The organism is Streptomyces sp. NBC_01429, from assembly GCF_036231945.1.
Classification (GTDB): domain Bacteria; phylum Actinomycetota; class Actinomycetes; order Streptomycetales; family Streptomycetaceae; genus Streptomyces.
Genome location: NZ_CP109599.1, coordinates 7,785,819 through 7,809,251 on the forward strand (window position 1 = coordinate 7,785,819; position 23,433 = coordinate 7,809,251).

Sequence of the window (23,433 nt, forward strand, 5' to 3'; positions counted from 1 at the left end):
GGCTGGGGGGAACCTCTTCGGAGTGATATGAATATTCGGTCCCGTGTGCGAAGTCGGCATGCGGAGGCTATGTCACGTGCTGGGGGGGGTGCGGTCTCGGTTTTCGTCGAGCGGTGCACAACTGCGCCTGCTCGTACGCGACGTCTCATTATGCTTTCGACTATGAGAGGTTGACGAAGCCGTGAAGACCCGTTCCTTTATTTCGCTCACCCTGGCAGCGAGTTCTGTCATTGGTGTCATGCTGGCGGGCGCCTCTTTCGCCGGAGCCGACACCCGTGCCCCGGCAGCTGTCGCGGCCGATGAATTGCCGCCGGTGGCCGTGGAGGATTATGTCTATCCGGGCGCCGAGAAGATCTTTGCCGAGCGGGGAATCCGTCTGAAGACGGGTGACGGCAACATCCTGCTCGTTGACTGCGCGTCCGCCACCGGACTGGTCGAGGTGTGGGCCCGCGGTCATGACAAGTTCTGCTTCCAGGTCAAGGGCAACACCGGCTACCTGGCCATGGAGCTGCCGCAGGTCTACGCCGTCAAGGGCAATGACTACAAGCTCCAGGTCGACATGGAGGTCGCGGGCAAGGAGACGTCCTTCGACATCGCCAAGAACACCTGGACCCCGGTCGGCGAGAGCGCGGACCCCGAGGGCCGTGACCACACCCTCCTTGAGATCCACGCCACCAAGTAGCCCTTCCACAGGGCCCTTCGCCGACCTCGTCCCCCTGACAGAAAGCAGAACCACTCGTGTCCGGAAGACGTTCTACCGTGCTGCGCGGCGTATCGCTGCTCGCACTGACAGCAACCGTAGGAAGCACCATGCTGGTGCTCCCCGCACAGGCCGTGGTCGGTGCCCCGGCCGCCGCCGGCAGTTACGCCTTCACCGCCCATCTCGCCATCGGTGACGGCGAGCGCGCCTGTACCGGCGCCCTGGTCGACGCCCAGTGGCTGGTGACCGCCGCCTCCTGCTTCGCCACCGACCCGGAGGCGGGCACCGACGTCCCCGCCGGGAAACCGTCGATGAAGACGGTCGCCACGATCGGCCGCGGCGACCTGTCCGCCACCACCGGCGGTCATGTCAGCGAGGTGGTGCAGCTCGTACCGCGCGCGGGCCGCGACATGGTGATGGCCCGCCTGGCCACCCCCGCCACCGGCATCACCCCGGTCAAGATGGCCACCCAGCCGCCACAGACCGGTGACGTCCTGAAGGTGACGGGCTACGGCCGCACCAAGACCGAGTGGGTGCAGAACAGACTCCACGAGGCCGCCTTCACACTCGACTCCGCTACTGACGGCGCTCTGAACATCACCGGCAGGACCGCCGACGACGCGATCTGCAAGGGCGACACCGGCGGTCCCGTGCTGCGCGAGACGGGCAGCGGATCGTACGAGCTGGTCGGCGTCAGCAGCCGTTCCTGGCAGGGTGGTTGCTTCGGCAGCGAAGAGAGCCGCAACGGCGCGGTCGCCGCTCGTGCGGACGGCTCGGCGCTCGGCGCCGCCCTGCGGCCGGGCCAGCGCCTGCTGCCCGGCGACTCGCTGGTCTCGCGCTCCGTCACGGCGACCCTGCGGACGGACGGCGATCTCGTCATCACCTCCAAGGCAGGCAAGACCCTCTGGTCCACCGGCACCGGGGGCAACGCGGGCGCCACCGCGCGGCTGGACCCGCAGGGAAACCTCGTCGTACTGAAATCGGACGGAACCACGAAGCTGTGGGAGTCCAAGACCTCGGCCCCCGGCGGCTCGGCCGTGCTGACGGACCGCGGCAACCTCGTCGTCCACACCGACAAGAACGAGTCCCTGTGGTCCAGTGGCACCGTCGTCCGCAACGACTTCAACAGTGACGGCCGCAGCGACATCGTGTCCTGGTACGACTACGCCGACGGCCACGACGCCATGCACCGCTTCATCGCGGGCCCCGACGGTACGTTCCTGCCGCCGGTCACCAGCTGGAGCCGGGCGGCCGGGGGATTCACCGCCGACAGGATGAAGTTCCTCACCGGCGACTACAACGGCGACGGCACCGCGGACGTGGCGGCCTTCTACGGCTACGCCGACGGCTCCATGGCCCTGTTCACCTGGCTCGGCAAGGGTGACGGCAACTTCGCGGAGCCCCTCACCTCCTGGAAGGTCACGCCCGGCAACTGGACCGCGGCCAACGTGAATCCGCTGAGCGGCGACTTCAACGGCGACGGGCGCGACGACATCGCCGTCTGGTACGACTACACCGACGGCAGCGACAAGCTGTTCACCTTCACCGCCAGGCCCGACGGCGGCTTCGCCAATCCGGTGGCCTCCTTCTCCAAGCCGGCCGGCAACTGGTGGGCCGACAACATGAAGTTCGGCACCGGCGACTACAACGGCGACGGCCGCGACGACATCGGTGTCTTGTACACCTACAGCGACCGCTCCGCCCGGCTGTTCACCTTCACCGCCAGGCCCGACGGCGGCTTCGCCGATCCCGTCGCTGGCTGGGAGGCCCCGACCTGGGGTGACGGCGCCCGATCCACCGTCAGTTCCGGTGACTTCAACGGTGACGGGCGTGACGACATCGCCGTCTGGTACGACTACGCCGACGGCTCAGACGGCGTGTCGACCTGGCTCTCCGAGCCCGACGGCACCTTCAAGACCCGTACTGTCGCGGCGAGTATCCCGGCCGGGAACCTCTGGCGCGACCACATGAAGGTCGTGGCCGGCGACTACAACGGCGACGGCCGCGACGACCTCGCCTTCATGTACGGCTACGACGCCGGAACGGTCCGGATGTTCACCATGACCGCCAAGGCCGACGGCACGTTCAACGGTCATACGGGCAGCTGGGCCTCCAGCGAGTCCAACTACTGGAACTTCGCCCGAGTGCGTCTGATGGAGCGCTACAAGCAGCAGTAGTCCTACCCTCGTACCTCGTACCTCGTACCTCCCGTACGGCTCCGGCCCGCCCGTCGCAGGCCGGAGCCGTACGTGCTCGCGCGCGGGGCATACCGCCGCCCGGCGGCCGCCGTGTTCCCTTGCTGATACTCGTCCTCGTCGCAGGTGCTGTTCGGGCAGATCTTCCAGTCGCTGAGGTCGGTCGGTTCGTACCGGACGATCTGCCACATCCGCGCCGTTCCGCTGATGGGGGCGAGATCGACAGGGGCCCGACCGAGCGGCTCGGCCAGGCCCTGTGCGGTGTGCTGTGCGTCATGCGGCGGGGAGGAGTGCCGTCGCGGTCAGGGCGTGATGGTGATGACAGCCCGGTTGGCCGCCTCCGCCGTGGTGGCCGTGACCGTGACCGTGAAGAGCTTGGTCGACTTGTCGTAGCCGACGGCGCCGACGCTGCCGGTGGTGGCGGTGACGGTCGGCTTTCGGGGCGCGTACCCGTGCAGGGTCACCGGACCCTCGCCCGTGGCGAAGGCGACCGTGGCGTGCACCCTCCCGTTGTCGCGCAGGTGCTCGATGCGCTTGGCGCCGTGCGGGACGAACTTTCCGGCGTCGCCGAGGAAGGCGATGCCGGAGGCGCCCACCGGGGCGACGACCCAGTACGTGCCGGTGGTGACGGTGGTGCTCACGCTGCCGCCCCGGGCGACCAGGGCGCCGGTACCGGCGAAGTAGTCGTAGGCGTAGGCCGGTTCGGTCAGGCCGAGTTCGGCCAGGCCGAACGAGGCGGTCTGGGAGGGGCCGATCGGCACGGTGCCCCGGCTGACGCCGAGCCAGTCGATGTTGCCCCCGCTCGACCCGGTGGCGGTCGCGCGTACGGTGTTCGCGCCCTCGGCCAGGGTGACGGGCAGCCCGTCACGGTTCCACGCCGTCCACGAGCCGGTCGAAGCGAACGCCACGGTGTGGGAATCGCCGCCGTTCACGGTGACCGCGAGCGGTCGGTCGGTCGCGCCGCCGTTCGCGTAGCGGAACTCCAGCGTGTAGGTGCCGGCCGCTGGCACCTGTACCGTCCACTCCACGTAGTCGTCATCGGCGTTCTGGTAGTCGGCGTAGCCGCTGCCCGTGTACCCGGCGTTGTCGTGGGCGACGATCGCCCCGGAGAGGGTCGCGCCCTCCGCCTGGTAGGTCTGCTCCGGCGCGGGGGACTGCCGGGCGTAGGCGAATACGTAACCGTAGCGCAGCCCCGCGTGTGCGACGTGCGTGGTGGCCACCATGGGCGGCAGGTCGCCCGCCGCTTCGCCGACGTAGGTCGCGTCGGTGGGGACGATCGGCACGTCCGGCTTGACGATGACCCCGTCGGGACGTACCACCTGGAGCAGGTTGCCGGCGTGCACCTTCCCCAGCGCGTCGCCGACGCCGACCGGCCCGGCCGAGAGGTTCGCCAGCAGCAGGTTGTTCGTCTCGGCGCTCAGGAACACGTCGACCCACGGCCACACCCCGAGCGCGCCCGCGAACTGCGAGTCGTAGAGGAACTCGTCCCATTTCGACCGCTCGAAGCGGTCGTTGCTGACCCGTATGGTCGTCAGGTTCGAGTAGCGCGTGCTCTGGAGGTAGTCGCGCGGCAGCGCCATGCAGTACTGGAGATCCATGCCGCCGGTCGCTGCGAAGCGGGCCATGTTGTCGAAGAACGCGTCGGCGTCGGTGAGGTTCTCGGCGGGCTTCGCGTTGTTGCAGAGCCAGTCCTGCTCGTAGACGACGACTCCACTGTCACGCAGGTAGGCCATGACGCTCTGCCAGTACTTCGGGTCGGTGATGATGTCGTTCGAGAACGTGTACTCACCGTGGTACGGGCTCGCCTTGTCCATCCACCGGGCGTGGGTGACCAGTGGCTTCCCCAACTGCCGCTGGAACGCGGCCAGTCCGTCCGGGAACAGTTCCTTGTCCGCCTCGTACAGATAGGTGCCGCCCGGCAAGTTGTTCCAGGCGCTCGCCGGGCCCTTGGGATACCACCAGCTGTCGAGCTGCATGTAGCCGAGCGGGATCTTCTTGGAGTTCCACTCGTCGCGCACGGCCAGCAGCGTGCCCGCGTAGCCCTTCGACTGGTCGTACTTGTAGTAGTAGTCCGCGCCGTTGTCGGTCCAGTAGCCCAGCGTGTTGAGGATCGGCCCCGCGTCGTTGGCCGGCAGGGTCTTGCCCGCCAGGGCGGTCAGCGCGGTGCCCCACGCGTGGTAGGCGGCGCCGACGCCGGCCTTGGCCGAAAGGATCGTCTGCCGGGTGTAACCGGCCGGCAGGGTGGCGACCGAGTTGAGCACGCCGGCCGCGATCGATCCGTCCGGGGTCAGCGCGGTCCGCGCCTCCGCGAAGTGGTTCGCCGCCGAGAGCACGAAGGTGTTGCCCTTGTCGTCGAAGAACACCCACGGGCTGTCCGCCGCGCCCGAGAAGGTGTTGAACTGGAATTTCCCGAAACAAGCGCGGTGGCTCAGCTGGTGCGCGAGTTCCGGGTAGCCGGTGATGGTCGGGAACGGCTCGGCGTTGTCCGCGCCCTTGACGTAGGTGTCGGTGAAGACGACGGACGACGCGCCGTTGTAGACGCGAAGGCCGCCCTTCCGCCCGCCCGCCTGGAAGGCGAACGTGGTTTCGGTGTAGGCGCCCAGCGCGTCCGATCCCGATCTGCTGGTGATGTCGGTCGCCGCCGAGCCCACCGAGCCGCTGAAGGTCCAGCCCAGGTCGCTCGCGGTCACCCGCCAGGTGCCCGACGCACTCACGGTTGCCCTCAGAACCGCCGGTAAGGCTGTGCTCGCGCTCGCGTGGCCCAGTGCGCCTGTCAGTGGCAGAGTCAGGGCGGCCGACCCGACACCGGCGGCCCAGATGAAATCGCGACGGCTGAATCCGGTCATGAGGTGCTCCTTGTCTCGTTGCGGTACAGCGGAGTCGGCGCTGCTCCGCCGAGGTGCCTTGGAGGTCGTGCGCCGTGAACGCGGGTCATGGAGCGCACCTCTCCTTGTGTGGATGGATGCCGCAGGGGGTGCTGGCTCCGGTCGCCTGATCTCAGGTGGCGGGGAGGTCCGATCGCCAGTCAGTGCCCTTGTAGTGCAACGGAGCCTGGGGAAGCGGCAGTTGACCGTGCCCCTGGCCCGTGCTCGTCCGCTGCGTGGAGATGCCCCTCGCGCGGCGAGGGGATGGCGCACAGTGTGCTGTCGTGTTTCTTTTGAGGTCAAGGCGCAAGGCAAAGAAACAGTTGCGAACATTTCAGCGCGGCGGTAAGCCCCAGGTGGGAGCGCCTCTCGCGGTTGGCCGAGCGGCCCGGTCACACGGCCAATTGTTCATCCATGTGAACGTTGCTGCATTACACGTGACTCCGGCCGACTGTGGTGAGACGGTTCAGGGTGCGGCAAGGTGGATTCTTGGGGTGATCCTGCCCGGAGTCATCGATTGCCGTGGTTCACGCGTCAAGTCAGCATTCATGTACGTGACCGTGCGATCGAGGCGGTGTCCCGCCGATGGAGGGTGAAGTGGTCAGCAAGCCGAATCGTCGTACCGTTCTGGGCGCCACCGCCGGCGCCGTACTCACCGGGGTGTTCACCGCCCCCGCTTCCGCCACCGCCCCCGCTTCCGCCACCGCCCCCGCTTCCGCCACCGCCGGTGCTTCCGCCGCCGCGCTCGCCGAGACATCCGGCCACGTCACGGTGCACTCGCCGAACGGCCGGCTGCGGATGACCGTTCTCATCGTGAACGGGCGTCTCGTCTACCAGGTCGTGTGTCACGGCCGGGTCCTGGTCGCCCCCTCCGGGCTCGGGCTCGATCTGGCCGGCCTGCCGTCGCTCACCAGCGGCCTGGCGGTGAAATCCGTCGCGCGCAGGACGATCGACGAGTCATGGCGCCCGCTGTGGGGCCCCGACGCACGCGTCCGCAACCATGCCAGGGAGGCCGTGGTACGGACCGTGCACGCGGCGAGTGGGATACGGCTCGACCTCGTCGTCCGGGTCTTCGACGACGGCGTCGGCTTCCGCTACCACCTGCCGGCGCAGGCGGGGCTCGACACCTGCACGGTCACCGCCGAGCGCACCGAGTTCGCACTGCCGCCGAGCGCCACGAGCTGGTCGCTGGCGGCGGGTACCGATTGGAACGCCGACGAACGGCACTACCGGCGGGCCCAGTTGTCCGATGTGAAGACGGCGCAGACCCCGCTGACTTCGGTCACCCCGGACGGCCAGTACATCGTGGTGCACGAGGCGGCGTTGATCGACTATCCGAGTATGACCCTCGCCGCCGACAGCACCCGGCCGGGCGCCTTCACCAGTGAGCTGATCAGCCTTCCCGACGGCACGAAGGCCCGGCTGGCGGGCGAGTTCTCCACCCCGTGGCGCACGCTGACCATCGGCGACCGCCCCGGTGATCTCGCCGAATCGCACCTGATCGAGAACCTCAACGAGCCGTGCGCGCTCGCTGACACGTCGTGGATCTCGCCGGGCACGTACGTCGGCGTCTGGTGGGAACTGCAACGGCGGCACACGACCTGGACCGCGGGGCCGCGCCACGGCGCGACGACCGAACGCGTCAAGCAGTACATCGATCTCGCCAGGGAGGCGGGCGCGAGCCACGTACTCGCCGAGGGATGGAACACCAATGCCGGCGGTCAGTGGACCGACCAGGATTTCCTGACACCGCAACCGGACTTCGATCTGCCCGAGGTGTTGCGCTACGCCCGGGACAACAGCATCGGGTTCACCGCACACAACGAGACCCGTGGCTTCGTCGACCACTACGACCGGCACCTGGACACGATCTTCGCGCGGTACGCCGAACTCGGCATCCACGCGGTCAAGACCGGCTACGCCACCAAGTTCGTGCTGGGCGGGGTGAACCGCAGCCACTTCGACCAGGAAGCCGTACGCCACTACCAGCGGGTCATCGACACCGCTGCCCGCCACCAGATCATGATCATCGCGCATGAGGCCATCAAGCCGACCGGACTGGCACGCACGTACCCGAACATGATGACCAGCGAGGGGGTGGCCGGGATGGAGCAGCAGAATCACATGGGGCGGCTCGGGAATCCGCCGGAGCAGGCCACCATCCTGCCCTTCACCAGGTTCATGGGCGGGCCGGCCGACTACACCCCGGGCGTGCTCAACGTGACCTGGGACCCGGCCGCGCTCGGTACTCGCGTACAGACGACCTCGGCCGCCCAACTCGCCCTGTACTCGCTCTTTTTCAGCCCGCTACAGATGCTGGCCGACACCCCGGAGGACTACCGTTCCCACCCGGGATTCGCGTATCTGAAGGACATGCCCGCCAGCTGGGACGAGACCCGGTTCCTGGACTGCGTGATCGGCGACTACACCGTCGCCGCCCGCCGGAAGGGCGACACCTGGTACCTCGGCGCGATCACCGACGAGCAGGACCGGACGCTACGGGTGCCGCTGCGCTTCCTGGGGCCGGGTCGGCACAGGGCCGAGATCTACCGCGACGCCGCCGACACCAGCTGGCACGACAACCCGCTCCCGATCGATATCCGGACCACGACAGTGCGCTCGTCCGCTGTGCTGACACTGCGACTCGTCGCCGGAGGCGGCACCGCGATCCGGTTCCGCCCCGTGCGCTCCTGACCCACCCGGTTCCGCCCTGTGCGCTCCTGGCGCCCCCGGTTCCCAACGGCAGCGGGCCGCGCGAACCGCTGTGTGACTCCCCGTCATGACGAGCTCGGAGTGGGGCCCATCCCGCGCAGTTGCTGGATGGTCCCGCCGAGCTTCGCCTGGAACGGTTTGAGCATCTCAGGAGGTGCGCTGACGACCCAGCGCGAGCCGACCAGGTACTTGCCTCCGTACATGCTGGCCGTGTCCAGCCACGTCTGCTTGTACTCCTCCTCGGGAAAGGTCGTGATGGCGTAGTCCGCCTCCTTGGTGTGGCAGACCCCCACCCGCAGCTCCTCCGCCTCGGTGCGGATCTTGACCTTGCACCCGGTCAGGCTGGCGATCACCTCGACCCTGGCCGGCGCCACGACCGTGATCTCGGGAGCGGAGATCTTCGACTGACCGCGCTTCACCGCGGCGTCGTCCTCGCCCCAGTTGCCGCAGGCCGTGGCCAAGGGCAGGATCATCAGGCTTCCCGCGAGGGCGGCGCCGCGCGCCAGGCGGGCGGCGGACAGGTTGCGGCCGGTGTGTGCTGGCAGTTGACGCTGTGGCACGTCGCCTCTCCGTCTCCGAGCTGTTCCTGCCCGCACGGGCGGTCAGGCGTACGAGCAGGGATACGGATGAACTCCGGTGGCCGTTCACTCCGTATGCCACGGCGGCCGAGCGGCCGTGGCGGACCGGGACCGCGCCGTATCCTGTCCGGTTCACCGATGCCCCGAGGCCCCGTGCAGCGGTGGTTTCTCCGGTGGGGCTACTCGTGTCCGGCGTGACCGGTGAGCATGTTGATCAGGCCGTGGGGCGCGTGGTCGCCGTAGAGCAACTCGTGGAGGTGGGCGCCATCGGTGGCGGCCGCGGCGCTGCGGGGGAACATGGCCCGCTCGTATCCGGTGAGCGCGGCCTCGACGTCGTGCGGGTGTGCGGCGATGGCCTTGCCGAGTTCGGCGCCGTCGTACATGGCCAGGTTGGCGCCTTCGCCGTTCGGGAGCGAGAGGTGGGCGGCGTCGCCGAGCAGGGTCACTCCCGGCACCCGGTCCCACTGGTGGTCGTCGGGCAGGGCGTTGAGGGGGCGCAGGACCGGTGCGGTGTCGCCGTCGGTGATCAGCGCGGTGAGCTCGGGGGCCCAGCCGTCGAACTCCTCGGCGATCCGCGCGGTGGCCGCGGCGGGATCGGTGAAGTCGATGCCGGCGAACCAGTCCTGCGGCTCGGTGAGCATCACGTAGGTGTGCAGGGTGCCGCCGCTCTCCCGGTGAGCCATGAGTCCCTTTCCCGGCACGAGCGCGAACAGTGCCCCGCCGCCGACCGTTCTCGCGCCGGCCGGGTGCTGGGTGTCGCTGTCGAACAGGTAGGTCTCGACGAACGACATGCCGGTGTACTGGGGTGTGGCGTCGGAGAGCAGTGGCCGGACCCGTGACCACGCGCCGTCCGCGCCGACCAGCAGGCTCGTGGTGACGGTGGTGCCGTCGGCGAAGGTCACCTCGTGGCGGCCGCCGCCGAGGGTACGGGCACGGCTGACCTTGTGGCCCCAGCGGACGGTGCCGGCCGGGAGCGAGTCGAGCAGCAGCTGTCGCAGTTCGCCGCGCAGTACCTCGGGGCGCCCGCCCGTGCCGTCGTCGGCCTTGTCGAGCAGGACCGTCCCGTCCGGAGCGAGGGCACGTGTCGCCTGGCGGCCCTCCAGGATGAGGCCGCGGAACTCGTCCATCAGACCCGCGGCCCGGAGAGCCGGCTGGCCGTTGTCCTCGTGGATGTCGAGCATCCCGCCCTGCGATCGCGCCGCCGGAGAGGTCTCCGCCTCGTAGACCGTCGCCGGAATGCCGTGGACGTGGAGGACGCGGGCGAGGAGCAGTCCTCCGAGCCCGGCGCCGATGATCGTGACGTCAGTGGTCATGGTGGTCCCTTGCCTGTCGCACGCCTGTCGGGTGGGCGCCCGGCAGGTCGCTCTGGAATGTTGTTCCAATGCAGCCTGGAACCCCGTTCCAGAGATGTCAAGCTGGAACAGGGTTCCAGGCGTATGTCAGGATGTGCGCATGGCAACGAGGACGCGTCGTCCGGAGCGACGAGAGGAACCGCTCTCCCGGGAGCGCATCGTCGAGGCTGCGATCGGGCTCCTCGACACGGCGGGCGAGAGCGGACTCACGTTCCGCGCACTGGCCGAGCGCCTCGCCACCGGGCCCGGTGCGATCTACTGGCATGTCACGGGTAAGAGGGAACTCCTCAACGCGGCCACCGAGACCGTCGTCGCCGGCACCATGGCCGCCGGCGTCGCCGACGCGACGCCGCAGGAGGTGATCCGTGTCCTCGCGGTCGGCGTATTCGACGCGATCGACGCCCACCCGTGGATCGGCACGCAACTCGCCGGCGCCCCGTCGGAGTCCCCGCTGCTGCGCGTCTTCGAGCACCTCGGACGCCAGGTCCAGGCGCTCGGCGTGCCCCACGCCGCCCAGTTCACCGCCGCGTCCGCGCTGCTGAACTACATTCTCGGAGTGGGCGGACAGAACGCGGCCAACGCCCGCGGATTCCGGCCGGACATGAACCGGACCGATTTCCTCGACACCGCCTCGGCCGCGTGGGCGAACCTCGATCCCGACGAGTACGCGTTCACCCGAAACGTCGCGGAGCAGCTGCGCGATCATGACGACCGAGCCGAGTTCCTCTCCGGCATCGACCTCATCCTCGCCGGGATCACCGCCCTCCAGAAGCCGGCCGCCCCGGCCCCGTCGTAGCCGACCTCGGGCTCCTGGGTTTGCCGGTGCCGCTGCCGGTGTTCGGGCCGTGGGCGTAACTCGAACCGGCCGGGTGCGACACGGCTCACCCGAGCATTGACATGTCCTTGTTGAGCCTTCAGGCTCGCAGGGATGACAACGTTGTCTCGACAGAAAGAGGCGAGTCATGCGGATGTTCAGAAGACGTGGGAGAAGTGCGGGGGCCGGTGTTGTCGTGGGCGTGCTCGTGGCGGGCTCGCTGGGGGCGGGTGCCGCCTCGGCCACCCCGACCGACGCCGGCAAGGCGGCAGGTGTGGCGGGCGCGGCGGGCGCGGCGCCGGAGGCGGGCGGGTACTGGGCCACGTCCTACGAGCCCGGTACGCCCAGGCCCGCCGGGTTCCCGGCCCAGGGGCCCACGCGGAATCTCCGCGGCGAGACCGCTCAAGTGACCACCACCGTGCGGGAGGTGCGCTCGGGCCACCCCAACGACACGAGTGCGAAGGAAGGCGTCGAGAACCTCGCCGACCAGGACTCCGACACCAAGTGGTTCGCCCGTGACAGCGGACGGCCCACCAGGGGTGAACCCGTCCACGTGATCTACACCCTCCGCACCCCGGCGGCCGTCACCGGCTACTCGCTCACCTCCGCGAACGACGCGGCTCCGCGCGATCCCGCCGCGTGGACCCTGCTCGGGAGCGACAGCGACGCCGCCGCGAAGGACGCGGACGACCCCTCGTGGAAGGTTCTGGACGAGGAGGAGGGGCAGCGGTTCGGCGCCCGCGGGCAGACCAACTTCTACCCGGTCGACGCCCCGCCCGCGTATCGCCACTACCAGCTCCGCATCAGCGACAACTGCGCCGACCGGTGCGAGGGTTCGGCCGGTGACCACGACAAGCTCCAGCTCGCCGACTGGACCCTGCGCAGCTCCGCGGGCTCCTCGGCCTCGGCGCTCGGGGTCTCGGTCGAGAACGCCGACTCCGCGGGCGCGGCCGACGGCTCGGCCGCCTTGCGCTACTCGGGCCGCGTCCTCGCCGCCGGGCCCGCCTCCTCCACGGTGGTCCTGCGCTCGGGGCTCGACGTCCCGCTCGGGCGCGAGTCGAGGCTGAGCTACGCGATCCGCCCGGATGACGCCGCCTCCGCCCGCATCGCGCTCGACATCGTCCACACCGACAGGGACGGCCGGCACCCCCGTACCCACGCGGCGAGCACCGGCGGCCGGACACCCGCCCCGGGGAAGTGGAACACCGTGTCGGCCGACCTCGGCGCTCTCGCCGGGAGGCGGGTCAGTGAGATCCGGTTACGCTACGCGGACGCACACGCCAAGTCGGGTGACCAGCCGACCGGTTGGATCGACGACCTCAGCATCGGCAAGGCCGTCCTCGACGCCTCGACCACCTGGAGCTACCTCGACACGCCGGACATCGACCCGGCGCGCGGCGAGAGCGACCCTACGGCGTGGACCCGGGCCGGCTTCGACGCGGGGGACGTGCCCTGGAAGAAGGCCCCCGGTCCGTTCGGCGTGAAGAACGACGGCACGGACCTCGGTCCCGACTTCCCGGTCCGTACCAAGCTGAGGCTCCGCAAGGACACGGGCGCCAATATCGAGGCGTACTTCTTCCGGACCTCCTTCTCGATGGAACGCGGCTCCCTCGACGCGATCACCGGGCTGCTCGGTACGGTCGTCTACGACGACACCGTGACCGTCTATCTCAACGGCCGCCGAATCGCCGGGCGCGGGGACGGAAAGATCGAGAAGAACCTTCAGTACCAGACCCCGGAAGGCGCCACCGGCAAGGGCGACCCCGTCACCGCCCGCTTCAGCGTTCCGGCACCGGCCCTGCGGGAGGGGACCAACACCCTGGCCGTCGAGGTTCACCAGAGCAACAGCACCAGTTCCGATGCCTACTTCGGCCTCCACTCGCTCGCGCAGACCGCCGACTCCCTGCCCTTCACCGACGAGCAGCTCGGCACCTCCTACGCCTCCGACAACCGGCCCAGCGCCCCCGGCGGCGGTGACTACCTCACCTGGCTGCTGCGCTCGTTCGACACCGCACGGAACACACCGCCGCTCATGGGTGCCAACAACCCCCTGCCGAGGGGGACGACGTACGAGGAGCTGACCGCCGTCAACGACCGAACGGTCGTCGACATCAACAACGCACCCTCCGGCCCCGGCGACCGCCGGGTGCACAAGGCCCTGGTGGACGGCGCGAACAGTCCGTACCGGACCATGGCGGACGGGCTGGGCAGCACTCTCGGCCCCCTCTACAGCCGGGCGTTGAAGAACGGTGAACTGCCCAAGGTCGAGGCACTGCTGTCCGGCCGCGTCGAGAAAACCCCCGAATCCTCCGCCGACTGGTACCAGACCGCGAAGAACAACTACCAGTACAAGCGCCCCTTCGTGCGCATGGGGTTCACCAACGACAGCGGTCTCATCGAGCGGTGGGACAGCCCCGGCGGTTACGACGGCCTCGCGGGCGACGGCTCCTTCCCGAGCGGGCACACCAGCCACGGCTACGCGCAGGGCATCGTTCTCGCCACCCTGCTGCCCGAACTGGCACCGCAGATCCTCGCGCGGGCCTCGGAGTACGGCGACAACCGCATCCTGCTCGCCTTCCACTATCCGACCGACATCATGGGTGGCCGGATCGTCGGTGGGAAGACCGCCCAACTGCGCTGGTCCGACCCGGGGTTCCGTAAGCTCCTGGAGCAGGCGAAGGCGGAGCTGGAGACCGTCCTCGCGCAGAAGTGCCGGGAGGCCGGGGTGGGCAACTCGCCGGCGCGGTGTGCGGCCGACGGGAAACCGTACCTGCCCACGGGCGAGGCGCTCACGGTGTACAAGCAGCGGCTGACCTACGGCTATCCGCGCATCGGCGCTGAGGACCGCCCGCCGGCCGTACCGGACGGGGCCGAGGATCTGCTGCTCACGGCGCACCCGAAGCTGACCGGCGCCCAGCGGCGTACCGTGCTCGCCGCCACCCAGATCTCCTCCGGCGCCGTGCTGGACGAGCAGGGCGCCGGGGGGAGCTGGCAGCGGATCGACCTCGCGGCGGCGATGGCCGCGAAGGTCACCGCGCACCGCGACGGCACGCTCACCGTCGACGGGGTGCGGGTGAACGCTGGGGGAGTGCGGGTCGGGAAGTAGCCCCCCGTGGGCCCCGGCGGCAGCTCGGCCGGGGCCCACGGACGGCGCCGCGTCCGAGCGCTAAGGGCGCGGTGCGGCGCGCCGCGCCCACTTCGGCGTCCAGGTCCCGCTGTCGGGGCGGCCGGGGTACGCGGAGGTGAGGTGGTCGCGCAGTGCGGTGAGGGCGGGATGCGGGTTGTCGGTGCGCCGGATCAGTGAGTGCGGATACACCGGGGTCGGGTCGTGCAGGCGGATGCGCCACAGGTCGTGACCGGCGGGCCAGACCAGCGGAGTCCGCTCGCTGACGAAGGTCGCCAGTGTCGAGGAGGCCGCGGTCGAGTCGAGGAGGGGCTCGATACCGAAGTCGGGGCCGATCGAGTCGATGGTGAGGCCGAACCTGGCGGCGAGTTCGTCGTAGTGGGCGGCCCACTCGGTGCCGGGCATGTTGCCGGGCATCCAGGTCCGGCACCCGGCGAGCTGGGCGCGAGCCATCGCGCGGAATCCCGCAGCAGGCGCGCAAGGTGTGGCGGCCTCCGGCCGAGAGCCCGGGTATGCCGCACTCACACACACGCCGTACGGTGCTCGCCGGTGCGGCCCTGCTGGGGACCGGCGGAGCGGCGCTGTCGCCACCTTCGGTGCCCCGGTGCACCCGGCCGGCACCCGGAGCTGTGGCTGTCCGGTGCCAAGTACCTCGGCGTGGACGGCTACGCGGTCTTCGGCGGCCCGTGGGACCAGTGGAAGGTCTGGCTGGACTGGGCCCCCTACTACCGGGCCGAAGGGCTGCGCCGCACCACCGTGCGAAACCGCGGTATGCACGAGCCGCTCCTCGTCTGCTGACGGCCGTGCGGCAGGATGGGGGCCATGAGCGTAGTCAAGATCAACGTACTGACTGTCCCCTCCGAGCAGCGCGAGACACTGGAGAAGCGCTTCGTCTCCCGTGCCCATGCCGTGGAGAGCTCCGACGGATTCGAGTGGTTCGAGCTTCTCCGCCCCGTCGAAGGCACCGACAACTACCTCGTCTACACGCGGTGGCAGGACGAGGCGTCCTTCCAAGCCTGGATGGAGGGCCCCATGAAGGCGGCTCACCAGGGCGGTGACGCGGGGAGCGGCGAACGCCCCAAGCCGGCTGCGAGCGGGTCCACCCTGTGGTCCTTCGAGGTCGTGCAGCAGACAGCGCCCGCGAACTCGTAGAACGGACCGCCTCGCGGTACCCGGCGGATGAGGGTCCGGCCCGCGGCGTGGAGGTACGCGTCGCGGGCCGGAACGAAATTCCGTCCGGTCGAGTACGGGGCGTCTCGGCTCCGACGCGAGCGCCGTACTCGCGATGTCCGACTCGACCTGATTTATAGTCGATTCCGGCATCGCGGATCATGGCGAGTGCGTGTTCGTGACCGAACGACCGCGAGGAGAGATGGCACCCATGCCTGTTACGCCCATCAGCGACGCGGCCCCCACCATCCTGATCATCGGAGCCTCGCGGGGCCTCGGACATCAATGAGCCGGCTCAGCTCGCATCGCTCCGCGAGCGTCTCTCCGGCAGAGCCCTCGACATGCTGTTCGTGAACGCCGGAACAACGAGCAAACGCCGATCGGCGACGTTCCGACGGACGATTTCGTGAGCATCATGGTCACCAACGCGCTGAGCCCCATGCGCGCCATCGAAGGCCTTCAGGGCTCGTGTCGCCGACGGGCCTGATCGGAGCCATGACATCCGGACAGGGCAGCATCACCAACAACACGACCGGCATGCGCGAGGTCTACCGTGGCAGCAAGGCGGCTCTCAACATGTTCATGCGAAGCTTCGCCGCTCGACAGCCCGACACGGCACGGTCGTTCGTGCTGATGGCCCCCGGCTGGGTCCGCACCGCCCTCGGCGGGTCGGGCGCCCCGCTGACCATCGAGCAGAGCGTACCGAGCCTGGTGAACGTGCTCCTCGCGAAACGAGACAGGCCCGGCCTTGAGTATCTCGACTATCGTGGGCAGACCGTACCGTGGTGATTTCCTGCCCAGGGTCCGCACCGCCGGGTCGGCGCTGCCACTGCCCACCGCGTGGAGCGACAGGCGTAGCCGACCGACCCGGACCGTCTGGCCTGTCAGGGCGCGATGCCGACCCCGTCGATCCGGCTCAGCGCCTTCTCCTGCGCCGCCGTCAGAACCGGCCAGCGCAGGCCGCCGGGGCGCGGGTTGACCCGTGACGCGTACGACCCGGGGACGAAATCGGGCTGGTAGAAGCAGCCGGTGCCGTACTCGCGGTCGTGGGAGGGGCAGGAGGCCGCCAGGGAGCGCGGGGTGGGCTTCTTGCCCGTACGTACCCAAGTGTCCAGCGCGGTGATGGAGTTGGCGTACTCCGAGTCGCTCAGCCCGCTGTGCTCGCTCTCCCGCGTGAAGCTCTGCACCAGGTACCCGTCCCGCTGGGCGCCGCGCAGACTGGCCCGGTAGGCGGCCTCGTGTTCCACGAACGCCGTCGGGTCGTCGATGGCGTGCAGGGTCAGCACCGGGATCCTCACGTCACCGGTGATGTCGCTGTCCCAGGACAGGTCGCGTACCGCCGTCGGGTCGGCGCGGAACCGTTCGACGCCCGCGTTGAGCGCCGCGTCGTCGTGAGATCCGGAGTAGACGACACCTTGGTTGCTGAACGGATTGCGGCCGCCGAGCCGGTTGTGGACGATGTCCCGGAAGGTGAATACCGAGAACCGCAGATGCGACTCCAGGGTCCTTTCCGGTACGCGCGTGACGGCGAGGATGTCGTCCAGATTGCGCTGCTGGAGGGCGGTGCGGTCCTGCGGGGCCGATGCGTAGCCCGTGCACTCCTCCAAACGGGCCCGCAGCCCGGCGCCGGTCAGCGTCGAGCCCGCGCGCAGTCCTTCCCACAGCGGGTACTGGGGCTCGGAGGGGCGGGGCAGGTTCTGGCAGTAGTACTGGTAGACCACGCGCAGGTCCACCCGGTAGTCGTAGCCCCGGGATCCGCCTCCCAGAACGCCGTTCGTGAGCAGGGCGCCCGCGTAGGGACCGCGCTTGCCCGCGCCGTACATCTCGACGACCTTGGCGGCCACGTTGCCGCCCCACGACTGGCCGTGGACATAGGTCTTCGCGGGACTGCCGAACCGCGCCACGAACAGCCGGCGCACGTTCTCCGTGTCCTCGGCCGCCATACGGGTGCCGTACCCGCCCCGCCGGTAGGAGGAGCCGGCCCAGGCGTACCCCTCGTTCACCATGACCGACCAGCGTGCGAGGTCACCGACGCTGCGCTCGGGGTCGGACCCCTCGCCGAGGTCCGGGCCGCCGTGCGCGTGGACGACCAGGGAGCCGTTCCAGTTCTTGGGTACGGCGACCGCGTAGTGGGCGCCGTTGACGTCCTGCCCGGTGTAGCACGTCGCCTTCCCCGCCAGGTTCGCCGGGCAGGCGACGGTACCCGGCCCGGCCGCCGCCACGGCGGGGACGTGCGGGCCGAGTACCGCTGCGGCCAGGACACCCGCGATACCCGTGGCCAGGGCCGCGAACCGGCTTCGGCGGCTGCCCGATCGCTCCCGGATGTTCTGCCGTTTCCCGCTCAGCCTGTCGTTCATGGAGTGCTCTCCTCGATCTCGTCCGCGCTCCGTCGCGCGGCGGCGTCGATGCTAAGGAGAACTGAGCGGAAGCCCCACAGTCCTGTCATTGTGTTCATATTGAAGGTGCCGGGGCGCGTCCCGGGTCGTTGCTTTTGCGGAGAACCCGGGCGTCAGCCGAGTTGCACAGGAACCACGACCATCTCCGCGATGTTCACATGAGCCGGTGCCGAGACGGTGAAGGCGACGGACTCGGCGATGTCCTCGGCGGACAGAGGGCGCGTGCCGGTACGCATCTGTGCCAGGGCGGTACGCATGTCGTCGTCGAGCATGTCGTCCCCCAACTCGGTTACCGTCACGCCGGGTTCGATGTTGTGCACCCGTACGTTGCGCGGTCCCAGCTCGACGCGCAGGTTGCGGGTCAGATGGGCGACCGCGGCCTTGGTGGCGCAGTAGACGGACCAGTTGGGGTAGAGGCTGTGACCGCCGATGGAGCCGATGTGCACGAGGTCGGCCGGGCCGTCCTCCGCCGCGGAGAGCAGATCGTCGGCGAAGGCGCGGCCGGTGAGCAGCAGCCCGCGCAGATTCACGTCGAGCATGCGGTCCCACTCCGCGGTGTCGGCGGTTTCGAACGGCGCGCCCAGCATCGATCCTGCGTTGGCCACGACGAGATCGACCCGGCCGAGGGCGGAGCGTACGGACTCCGCCGCGCGGGTGATGGCGTGCGGGTCCGCGAGGTCCACGGTCAGCGGCAGGATCTGGCCGGAGGCAGCCGGACGCAGCTCCTTCGCCAGCTCCGTGAGCCTGTCCTCGCGCCGGCCCATCAGGGCGACGTCGGCGCCACCGAGAGCCAGTCGGCGGGCGGTGGCGGCGCCGATGCCGCTCGTGGCCCCGGTCACCACGGCCACCCGCCCGGCGAGGAGGCGACCGGGTTCGGCGGCGGAAGCGGCACCTGTGGATACGGCCGATGCCGATGCGGAAGGGGAGGGGGAAGAGGCCGAAGAAAAGGTCATGTCCTCACCTTCGGGCGGTCCGGCTGCACCTTCCAGGCAGCGCTTCACCTGGGTGCCGTGCACCCAGGCACGGCACGACCACCCTCGGGGGCCGAAAGGGGCCTTGTCCCGCGCGAGAGCACGGAGGGGACGCCGCCCGACGGCAAGGCCAGGGGGTAAAGGTTAGGGTAACCTAATAAGTCGGCGCGACAGGGGAGACGGGCGGCGTATGTCCTCAACGACCAGCGGTACGCGGCATCTTCAGGGCAGCGTGGAGTGGGTGACCACCCGCGACGGACGGACCCTGCACGCCATGGTCCTGCCCGGCCCCGGCCCCGACACCGACGAGGCGGAACTCGCGCCCCTCACCGTCGTCTTCGAGGCGGGCGCCGCCGCGACCCGCTCCTCCTGGGCGCTGGTGCAGCCCGCCGTCGGCCGGTGGGCGCGCGCCGTCGTCTACGACCGCGCCGGGCTCGGCCGCAGCCCCGCCGACCCAGCCTCCCGGACGCTGCGCCGCATGGCGGACGATCTGGAGGACCTGCTCGACCACTTCGGCCCCGGCCCGTACATCCTGGTCGGGCACAGCGCGGGCGGCCCCCTCGTCCGCCTCGCCGCCGCCGGGCGTACGGAGCGCATTCGCGCCCTGGTCCTGGTCGACCCCACCGACGAGGGCACCGACCTGCTCTTCCGCCCGCTGTTCCGCCGCGCGGAGCGCGCCCTCATCGCAGTCAGCCTGCTGCTGGCCCGGCTCGGGCTGCTCCGCTTCCTCTTCGGATCGCTGGCCAAGGCTCTGCCGGAGGACGCGCGCCGCGACCTGCTGGCCGACGGGCTCGCCCCCGGCGTCATCCGCACTCAGCGCGCCCAGTCCCGTACGTACCTGGACGACCTGGCCGCCTTCCGTACCGCCCCGCCCGACGTGACCGGCGTCCCGGTCACCGTCATCTCCGGCGCCCTCCCCGGCTCCGGTATCTCCCGCGCCGGCCGCGAGGCCATCAACAGGGCCCACGCCGCGTCGGCGGCCATGGCGGCCCGGGGTCGCCAGGTGATCGCCGAACGCTCGGGCCACTACATCCCGGTCACCGAGCCGGAGCTGGTGGCCGAGGAGATCCGCGGGCTCCTGTCCGCGCCGTAGGTGCCGGGACGATCGGGGGCCGGTGTCCCGAGACGGTCGAGAGGCTCCAAAGCGCGGATCACGGCAGACCCGATGTGGGTTCAAGGCGGTGTGGGACCGGAGTGCGGCATACCGGGCCCCAGGGACCAATCGCTCATAGCGGCAGGTCAGCACTTTGTGTCGGTCGGCCGAAGGGGCGCCCTGCTCTGCCCGCTCCGGCCGCTCCGCCCGTGTGCGTGTGCGACACCGGGCTACGGGGGTGTGGCACGCCGCGCCTCATCGCCCTGGCATGATCTGGGGCATGTCTGAACGTGTGATCGCCGCGTGTGACGGGGCGTCGAAGGGAAATCCCGGGCCCGCCGGCTGGGCCTGGGTCATCGCCGACGCCGAGGGGGCCGAGGTCGCCCGGTGGGAGGGGGGTCCCCTGGGTACGGCGACCAACAATGTCGCCGAACTCACGGCTCTGGAGCGCCTGTTGACGGCCACGGACCCCGCTGTCGCGATGGAGGTCCGGATGGACTCGCAGTACGCGATGAAGGCCGTCACGACCTGGCTGCCCGGCTGGAAGCGCAAGGGCTGGAAGACGGCCTCCGGCAAGCCCGTCGCCAACCAGGAACTGGTCGCGCGCATCGACACCCTGCTCACCGGCCGCTCGGTGGAGTTCCGCTACGTCCCCGCCCACCAGGTCGACGGCGACCGCTTCAACGACTTCGCCGACCGGGCGGCCAGCGATGCCGCGATCACCCAGCGGTCCGCCGGCAGCGACCTCGGCTCCCCGCAGCCGCCGCCCGCGCCCGACACCGTACGGTCCACGGTGAGCCGCGGCTCCTCCGGCGGGGCGGCGAAGGCGGGCGCGCCGTCGAGGCGGCGCGCCCCGGGGAGCGCGAAGCGGACCCTCAACGCCAAGTTCCCGGGCCGGTGCCGCTGCGGACGCTCCTACGCCGCCGGCGAGTCCATCGCCAAGAACCCCGACGGCTGGGGCCACCCGGCGTGTGCCGCCGCCGAGCCCGCCGAGGCGTGACGTCGTCCGTTCCGCCCCTCCGGTGCCACGGACGGTCCGCCTCCCTCCGGCGCGCCGCGGAAGGTCCGGCCCCTCGGACCTTCCGGCGGCGCGCCGGGCCGGGGTGAGATCACCCGGTGTACTGTCCCCAACAGGGTCCGTCAGCCCGGACCGCCCGCCAGCAGCCCGGTCACCCAGCGGTGGAACGCCCCGATGTGGTGTTCCGAGGGCACGAGAACGCCCCCCTCGCGGTAGGCGCGCGAGGCCATCCCCGGCTGGGTGCGCTCACACGCCTCGAAGTCCTGGGTGTTGACGCGGTGGAACAGCTCCACGGACCTGGTCAGATCCGCGCCCCCGGCGACCGCCTCGGGCGCGTACAGCCAGTCGCACTCCACGGCCGTACGGTCGTGGGCGAGCGGGAACATCCGGTGCACGATCACATGGTCCGGCACCAGATTGACGAAGACCGCCGGTTTCACGGTGATCGCGTAGTACCGCCGGTCCTGCTCCTCCGCGATCCCGGGGAGCCGCCCGGGGCCGGGGCTGCCGTCCACCGTGAAGCCCCGCGCCCCGGGGGCGAACTCGGCGCCGTGGCCCACGTAGTACTGGGCCGCGTATCCCTGGGCGAACTCCGGCAGTATCTCGGTCAGTTCGGGGTGGATGGTCGCGCAGTGGTAACACTCCATGAAGTTCTCGACGATCAGCTTCCAGTTGGCCCGGACGTCGTAGCTGATGCGCCGCCCGAGCGCCAGCTCCTCGGTGCGGTACCGCGCGATCGACGCCGCGTCGCCGAGCCGCTCCACCGCCGCGCCCATCACCGTCTCCTCGAAGGACGGCGGCTCGTCCGCCAGGCACAGCCAGAGGTAGCCGAGCCACTCGCGCAGCCGCACCGCCGTCAGCCCGTACGCGGTCCCGTCGACGTCCGGCATCCGCACCAGGTTGGGCGCGGCGATCAGTCTGCCGTCCAGGTCGTACGTCCAGGCGTGGTACGCGCATTGCAGGTTGCGGCGTACCTCGCCCGACTCCTCGGTGCACAGCCTGGCGCCCCGGTGACGGCAGACGTTGAGGAAGGCGCGTGGTTCGCCCGCCCTGTTCCGGGTGACGAGCACCGACTCGCGGCCGATGCGTACGGTACGGAACGCGCCGGGCCGGCTCAGGTCGGAGGCGCGTACCGCGCAGAACCAGAGCGACTCGAAGATCTTCTCCTGCTCCTGCCGGAAGACCGCCGGATCGGTGTAGAAGTGGCCGGGGAGCGTCCGGATCAGGCTCGGGGCCGTGCCGTTCCCCACGGACGCCGGTGTGGTCGTCATGGCGGTTCCGCCTCTCAGGCTGCCGCGGCGGAGAACCGGCGCGGATCGAACAGTTCGATGGGGTGCCGGGTGGAGCCGGTGAGCGCGAGATCGGCGGTGATCTCTCCCACCACCGGGACGAACTTGAAGCCGTGCCCGGAGAACCCGCAGGCCACCACCACGGACTCCGGGTGGGCCGGATGCCGGGTGATGACGAAGTGCTCGTCGGGGGTGTTGGAGTACATGCACGTCGCGGCGTGCAGGAACGCGCCGGGCAGCGACGGGATGTGCCGCCGGACGTGCGCGGCCATCGCCCCGGTCTCCGCCCGGGACACCGTCCGGTCGATCGTCTCCGGCGTGCACACCGTGCCCTTGCGGAAGAAGGCGACCTTGGCGCCGCCGCCCGGTCCGTCGATGGCGGGGAAGCCGTACACCTGCACGCCGTCGGCGTCCTCCCAGATGTAGATCGGGTGACGCTCGGGGAGGAACGGCGCCGTGCCGCCCTCCGGCCGGAACCAGTACATGACCTGCCGTTCGATGGTGAACGGCACCCCCAGGTCGGTGAGCAGCCCGGGTGCCCACGCCCCCGGGCAGATCACCAACTGCCCGGCGGTGTACGAGCCCGCGGCGGTCCTGACCCGGACGCCCGCGCCGCCCGGCAGCTCCGTCCAGCCGGTCACCGGCTCGTGGAACCGCAGTTCGGCCCCCGCCCGCGCCGCCAGCTCGACATGCGCGGTGACCGTGGTCTCCGGGCGGACCAGCCCCGCGCGTGCCTCGAACAGGGCGACCTCGTCGTCCTCCGGCGTCAGCGTGGGGAAGCGCCGTCTGATCTCCCCGGCGTCGAGCATCTCGTGCGGCAGGTCCCAGCGCAGCGCCGAGCGCAGCGAGCCCGACACCGTCAGGCTCTCCGGGCGCCCCACCATCACACCGCCGCACAGCGTCGCCACCTCGCGGCCGGTGTCCCGCTCCAGCCGCTCGTACAGCTCGTAACTGCGCAGCAGCAGAGGTACGTAGGCCGGGTCCTCGAAGTAGGACTGCCGGGTGATCCGGGAACCGCCGTGGCTGGAACCACGCCCGTGCGCCGGGCCGAACCGCTCCAGACCCAGCACCCGGGCGCCGCGCGCCGCCAGATGGTAGGCGGCGGCCGAGCCCATGCCGCCCAGTCCGAGAACGATCACGTCGTACGTCGGTGCCAT

The 23,433-nt window shown here is 70.2% G+C and carries 18 protein-coding genes and 1 pseudogene; 10 read left to right on the plus strand and 9 right to left on the minus strand.

All coding sequences use genetic code 11. The annotated features are described in order from the left end of the window. The first annotated feature begins 313 nt into the window (after positions 1-313). Together OG627_RS33875 and OG627_RS33880 are read left to right on the plus strand one after the other, a co-directional pair. The gene (locus OG627_RS33875; protein ID WP_329071753.1) at positions 314-682 is read left to right on the plus strand and encodes a hypothetical protein; all 369 of its coding nucleotides are present in this window, start codon (positions 314-316) and stop codon (positions 680-682) included. Positions 683-810: 128 nt separating this feature from the next. Further along, the gene (locus OG627_RS33880) at positions 811-2,877 is read left to right on the plus strand and encodes an FG-GAP-like repeat-containing protein (protein ID WP_329071756.1); all 2,067 of its coding nucleotides are present in this window, start codon (positions 811-813) and stop codon (positions 2,875-2,877) included. 2 nt (positions 2,878-2,879) lie between these two features. On the opposite strand, the gene OG627_RS33885 is transcribed toward OG627_RS33880, so the two are convergent. Both OG627_RS33885 and OG627_RS33890 read right to left on the minus strand, forming a co-directional pair. Then, a complete protein-coding gene (locus tag OG627_RS33885) occupies positions 2,880-3,086 on the minus strand; it encodes a hypothetical protein (protein WP_329071758.1) in 207 nt (68 codons plus the stop codon). 111 nt (positions 3,087-3,197) lie between these two features. Beyond that, positions 3,198-5,609 carry a carbohydrate-binding protein gene (locus tag OG627_RS33890; protein WP_329071760.1) on the minus strand — a complete coding sequence of 804 codons (2,412 nt, stop codon included), beginning with the start codon at positions 5,607-5,609 and terminating at the stop codon, positions 3,198-3,200. A gap of 747 nt (positions 5,610-6,356) precedes the next feature. Between OG627_RS33890 and OG627_RS33895 the strand changes: the two genes are divergently transcribed. Continuing rightward, positions 6,357-8,453: a glycoside hydrolase family 97 protein gene (locus OG627_RS33895; protein ID WP_329071762.1), complete on the plus strand. Its 2,097-nt coding sequence runs from the start codon at positions 6,357-6,359 to the stop codon at positions 8,451-8,453. 83 nt (positions 8,454-8,536) lie between these two features. Here the strand turns inward: OG627_RS33895 and OG627_RS33900 are convergent, their stop codons facing one another. Together OG627_RS33900 and OG627_RS33905 are read right to left on the minus strand one after the other, a co-directional pair. Next, entirely contained in the window at positions 8,537-9,031 is a 495-nt protein-coding gene (locus tag OG627_RS33900; protein WP_443073592.1) for a hypothetical protein, read from the minus strand. A 197-nt stretch (positions 9,032-9,228) separates the two neighbouring features. Then, the gene (locus OG627_RS33905; RefSeq protein WP_329071763.1) at positions 9,229-10,362 is read right to left on the minus strand and encodes an FAD-dependent oxidoreductase; all 1,134 of its coding nucleotides are present in this window, start codon (positions 10,360-10,362) and stop codon (positions 9,229-9,231) included. Positions 10,363-10,501: 139 nt separating this feature from the next. Here OG627_RS33905 and OG627_RS33910 point away from each other — a divergent pair, with 139 nt between their 5' ends. Continuing rightward, positions 10,502-11,197: a TetR/AcrR family transcriptional regulator gene (locus OG627_RS33910; RefSeq protein WP_329071765.1), complete on the plus strand. Its 696-nt coding sequence runs from the start codon at positions 10,502-10,504 to the stop codon at positions 11,195-11,197. A 172-nt stretch (positions 11,198-11,369) separates the two neighbouring features. Then, positions 11,370-14,321, plus strand: coding sequence for an acid phosphatase (locus OG627_RS33915; protein ID WP_329073188.1), 2,952 nt, complete (start codon positions 11,370-11,372; stop codon positions 14,319-14,321). A 60-nt stretch (positions 14,322-14,381) separates the two neighbouring features. Here OG627_RS33915 and OG627_RS33920 read toward each other — a convergent pair whose 3' ends face one another. After that, positions 14,382-14,792 carry a hypothetical protein gene (locus OG627_RS33920; protein WP_443073593.1) on the minus strand — a complete coding sequence of 137 codons (411 nt, stop codon included), beginning with the start codon at positions 14,790-14,792 and terminating at the stop codon, positions 14,382-14,384. A gap of 204 nt (positions 14,793-14,996) precedes the next feature. On the opposite strand from OG627_RS33920, the gene OG627_RS33925 reads away from it, so the two are divergent. The 3 genes and pseudogenes from OG627_RS33925 to OG627_RS33935 form a co-directional block, all read left to right on the plus strand. Continuing rightward, complete coding sequence (locus tag OG627_RS33925; RefSeq protein WP_329071767.1) at positions 14,997-15,137, plus strand: hypothetical protein; 141 nt, start codon at positions 14,997-14,999, stop codon at positions 15,135-15,137. Positions 15,138-15,161: 24 nt separating this feature from the next. Beyond that, positions 15,162-15,491: an antibiotic biosynthesis monooxygenase family protein gene (locus OG627_RS33930; protein ID WP_329071769.1), complete on the plus strand. Its 330-nt coding sequence runs from the start codon at positions 15,162-15,164 to the stop codon at positions 15,489-15,491. Positions 15,492-15,787: 296 nt separating this feature from the next. Continuing rightward, a pseudogene (locus OG627_RS33935) lies at positions 15,788-16,298 on the plus strand (SDR family NAD(P)-dependent oxidoreductase); the annotation flags it as partial. 95 nt (positions 16,299-16,393) lie between these two features. Here the strand turns inward: OG627_RS33935 and OG627_RS33940 are convergent. Together OG627_RS33940 and OG627_RS33945 are read right to left on the minus strand one after the other, a co-directional pair. After that, the gene (locus OG627_RS33940; protein WP_329071771.1) at positions 16,394-17,866 is read right to left on the minus strand and encodes a hypothetical protein; all 1,473 of its coding nucleotides are present in this window, start codon (positions 17,864-17,866) and stop codon (positions 16,394-16,396) included. A gap of 152 nt (positions 17,867-18,018) precedes the next feature. Beyond that, on the minus strand, positions 18,019-18,858 hold the full coding sequence (locus OG627_RS33945; protein ID WP_443073594.1) for an SDR family oxidoreductase: 840 nt from the start codon (positions 18,856-18,858) through the stop codon (positions 18,019-18,021). Positions 18,859-19,066: 208 nt separating this feature from the next. Between OG627_RS33945 and OG627_RS33950 the strand changes: the two genes are divergently transcribed. Continuing rightward, positions 19,067-19,969 (plus strand): alpha/beta fold hydrolase, encoded by a 903-nt coding sequence (locus OG627_RS33950; RefSeq protein WP_329071775.1) that lies wholly within the window; start codon positions 19,067-19,069, stop codon positions 19,967-19,969. A 268-nt stretch (positions 19,970-20,237) separates the two neighbouring features. Beyond that, the gene (locus OG627_RS33955; protein ID WP_329071777.1) at positions 20,238-20,969 is read left to right on the plus strand and encodes a ribonuclease H family protein; all 732 of its coding nucleotides are present in this window, start codon (positions 20,238-20,240) and stop codon (positions 20,967-20,969) included. A gap of 140 nt (positions 20,970-21,109) precedes the next feature. Here the strand turns inward: OG627_RS33955 and OG627_RS33960 are convergent, their stop codons facing one another. Further along, a complete protein-coding gene (locus OG627_RS33960) occupies positions 21,110-22,258 on the minus strand; it encodes an aromatic ring-hydroxylating oxygenase subunit alpha (RefSeq protein WP_329071779.1) in 1,149 nt (382 codons plus the stop codon). 14 nt (positions 22,259-22,272) lie between these two features. After that, positions 22,273-23,433 (minus strand): N-methyl-L-tryptophan oxidase, encoded by a 1,161-nt coding sequence (gene solA, locus OG627_RS33965; RefSeq protein ID WP_329071780.1) that lies wholly within the window; start codon positions 23,431-23,433, stop codon positions 22,273-22,275.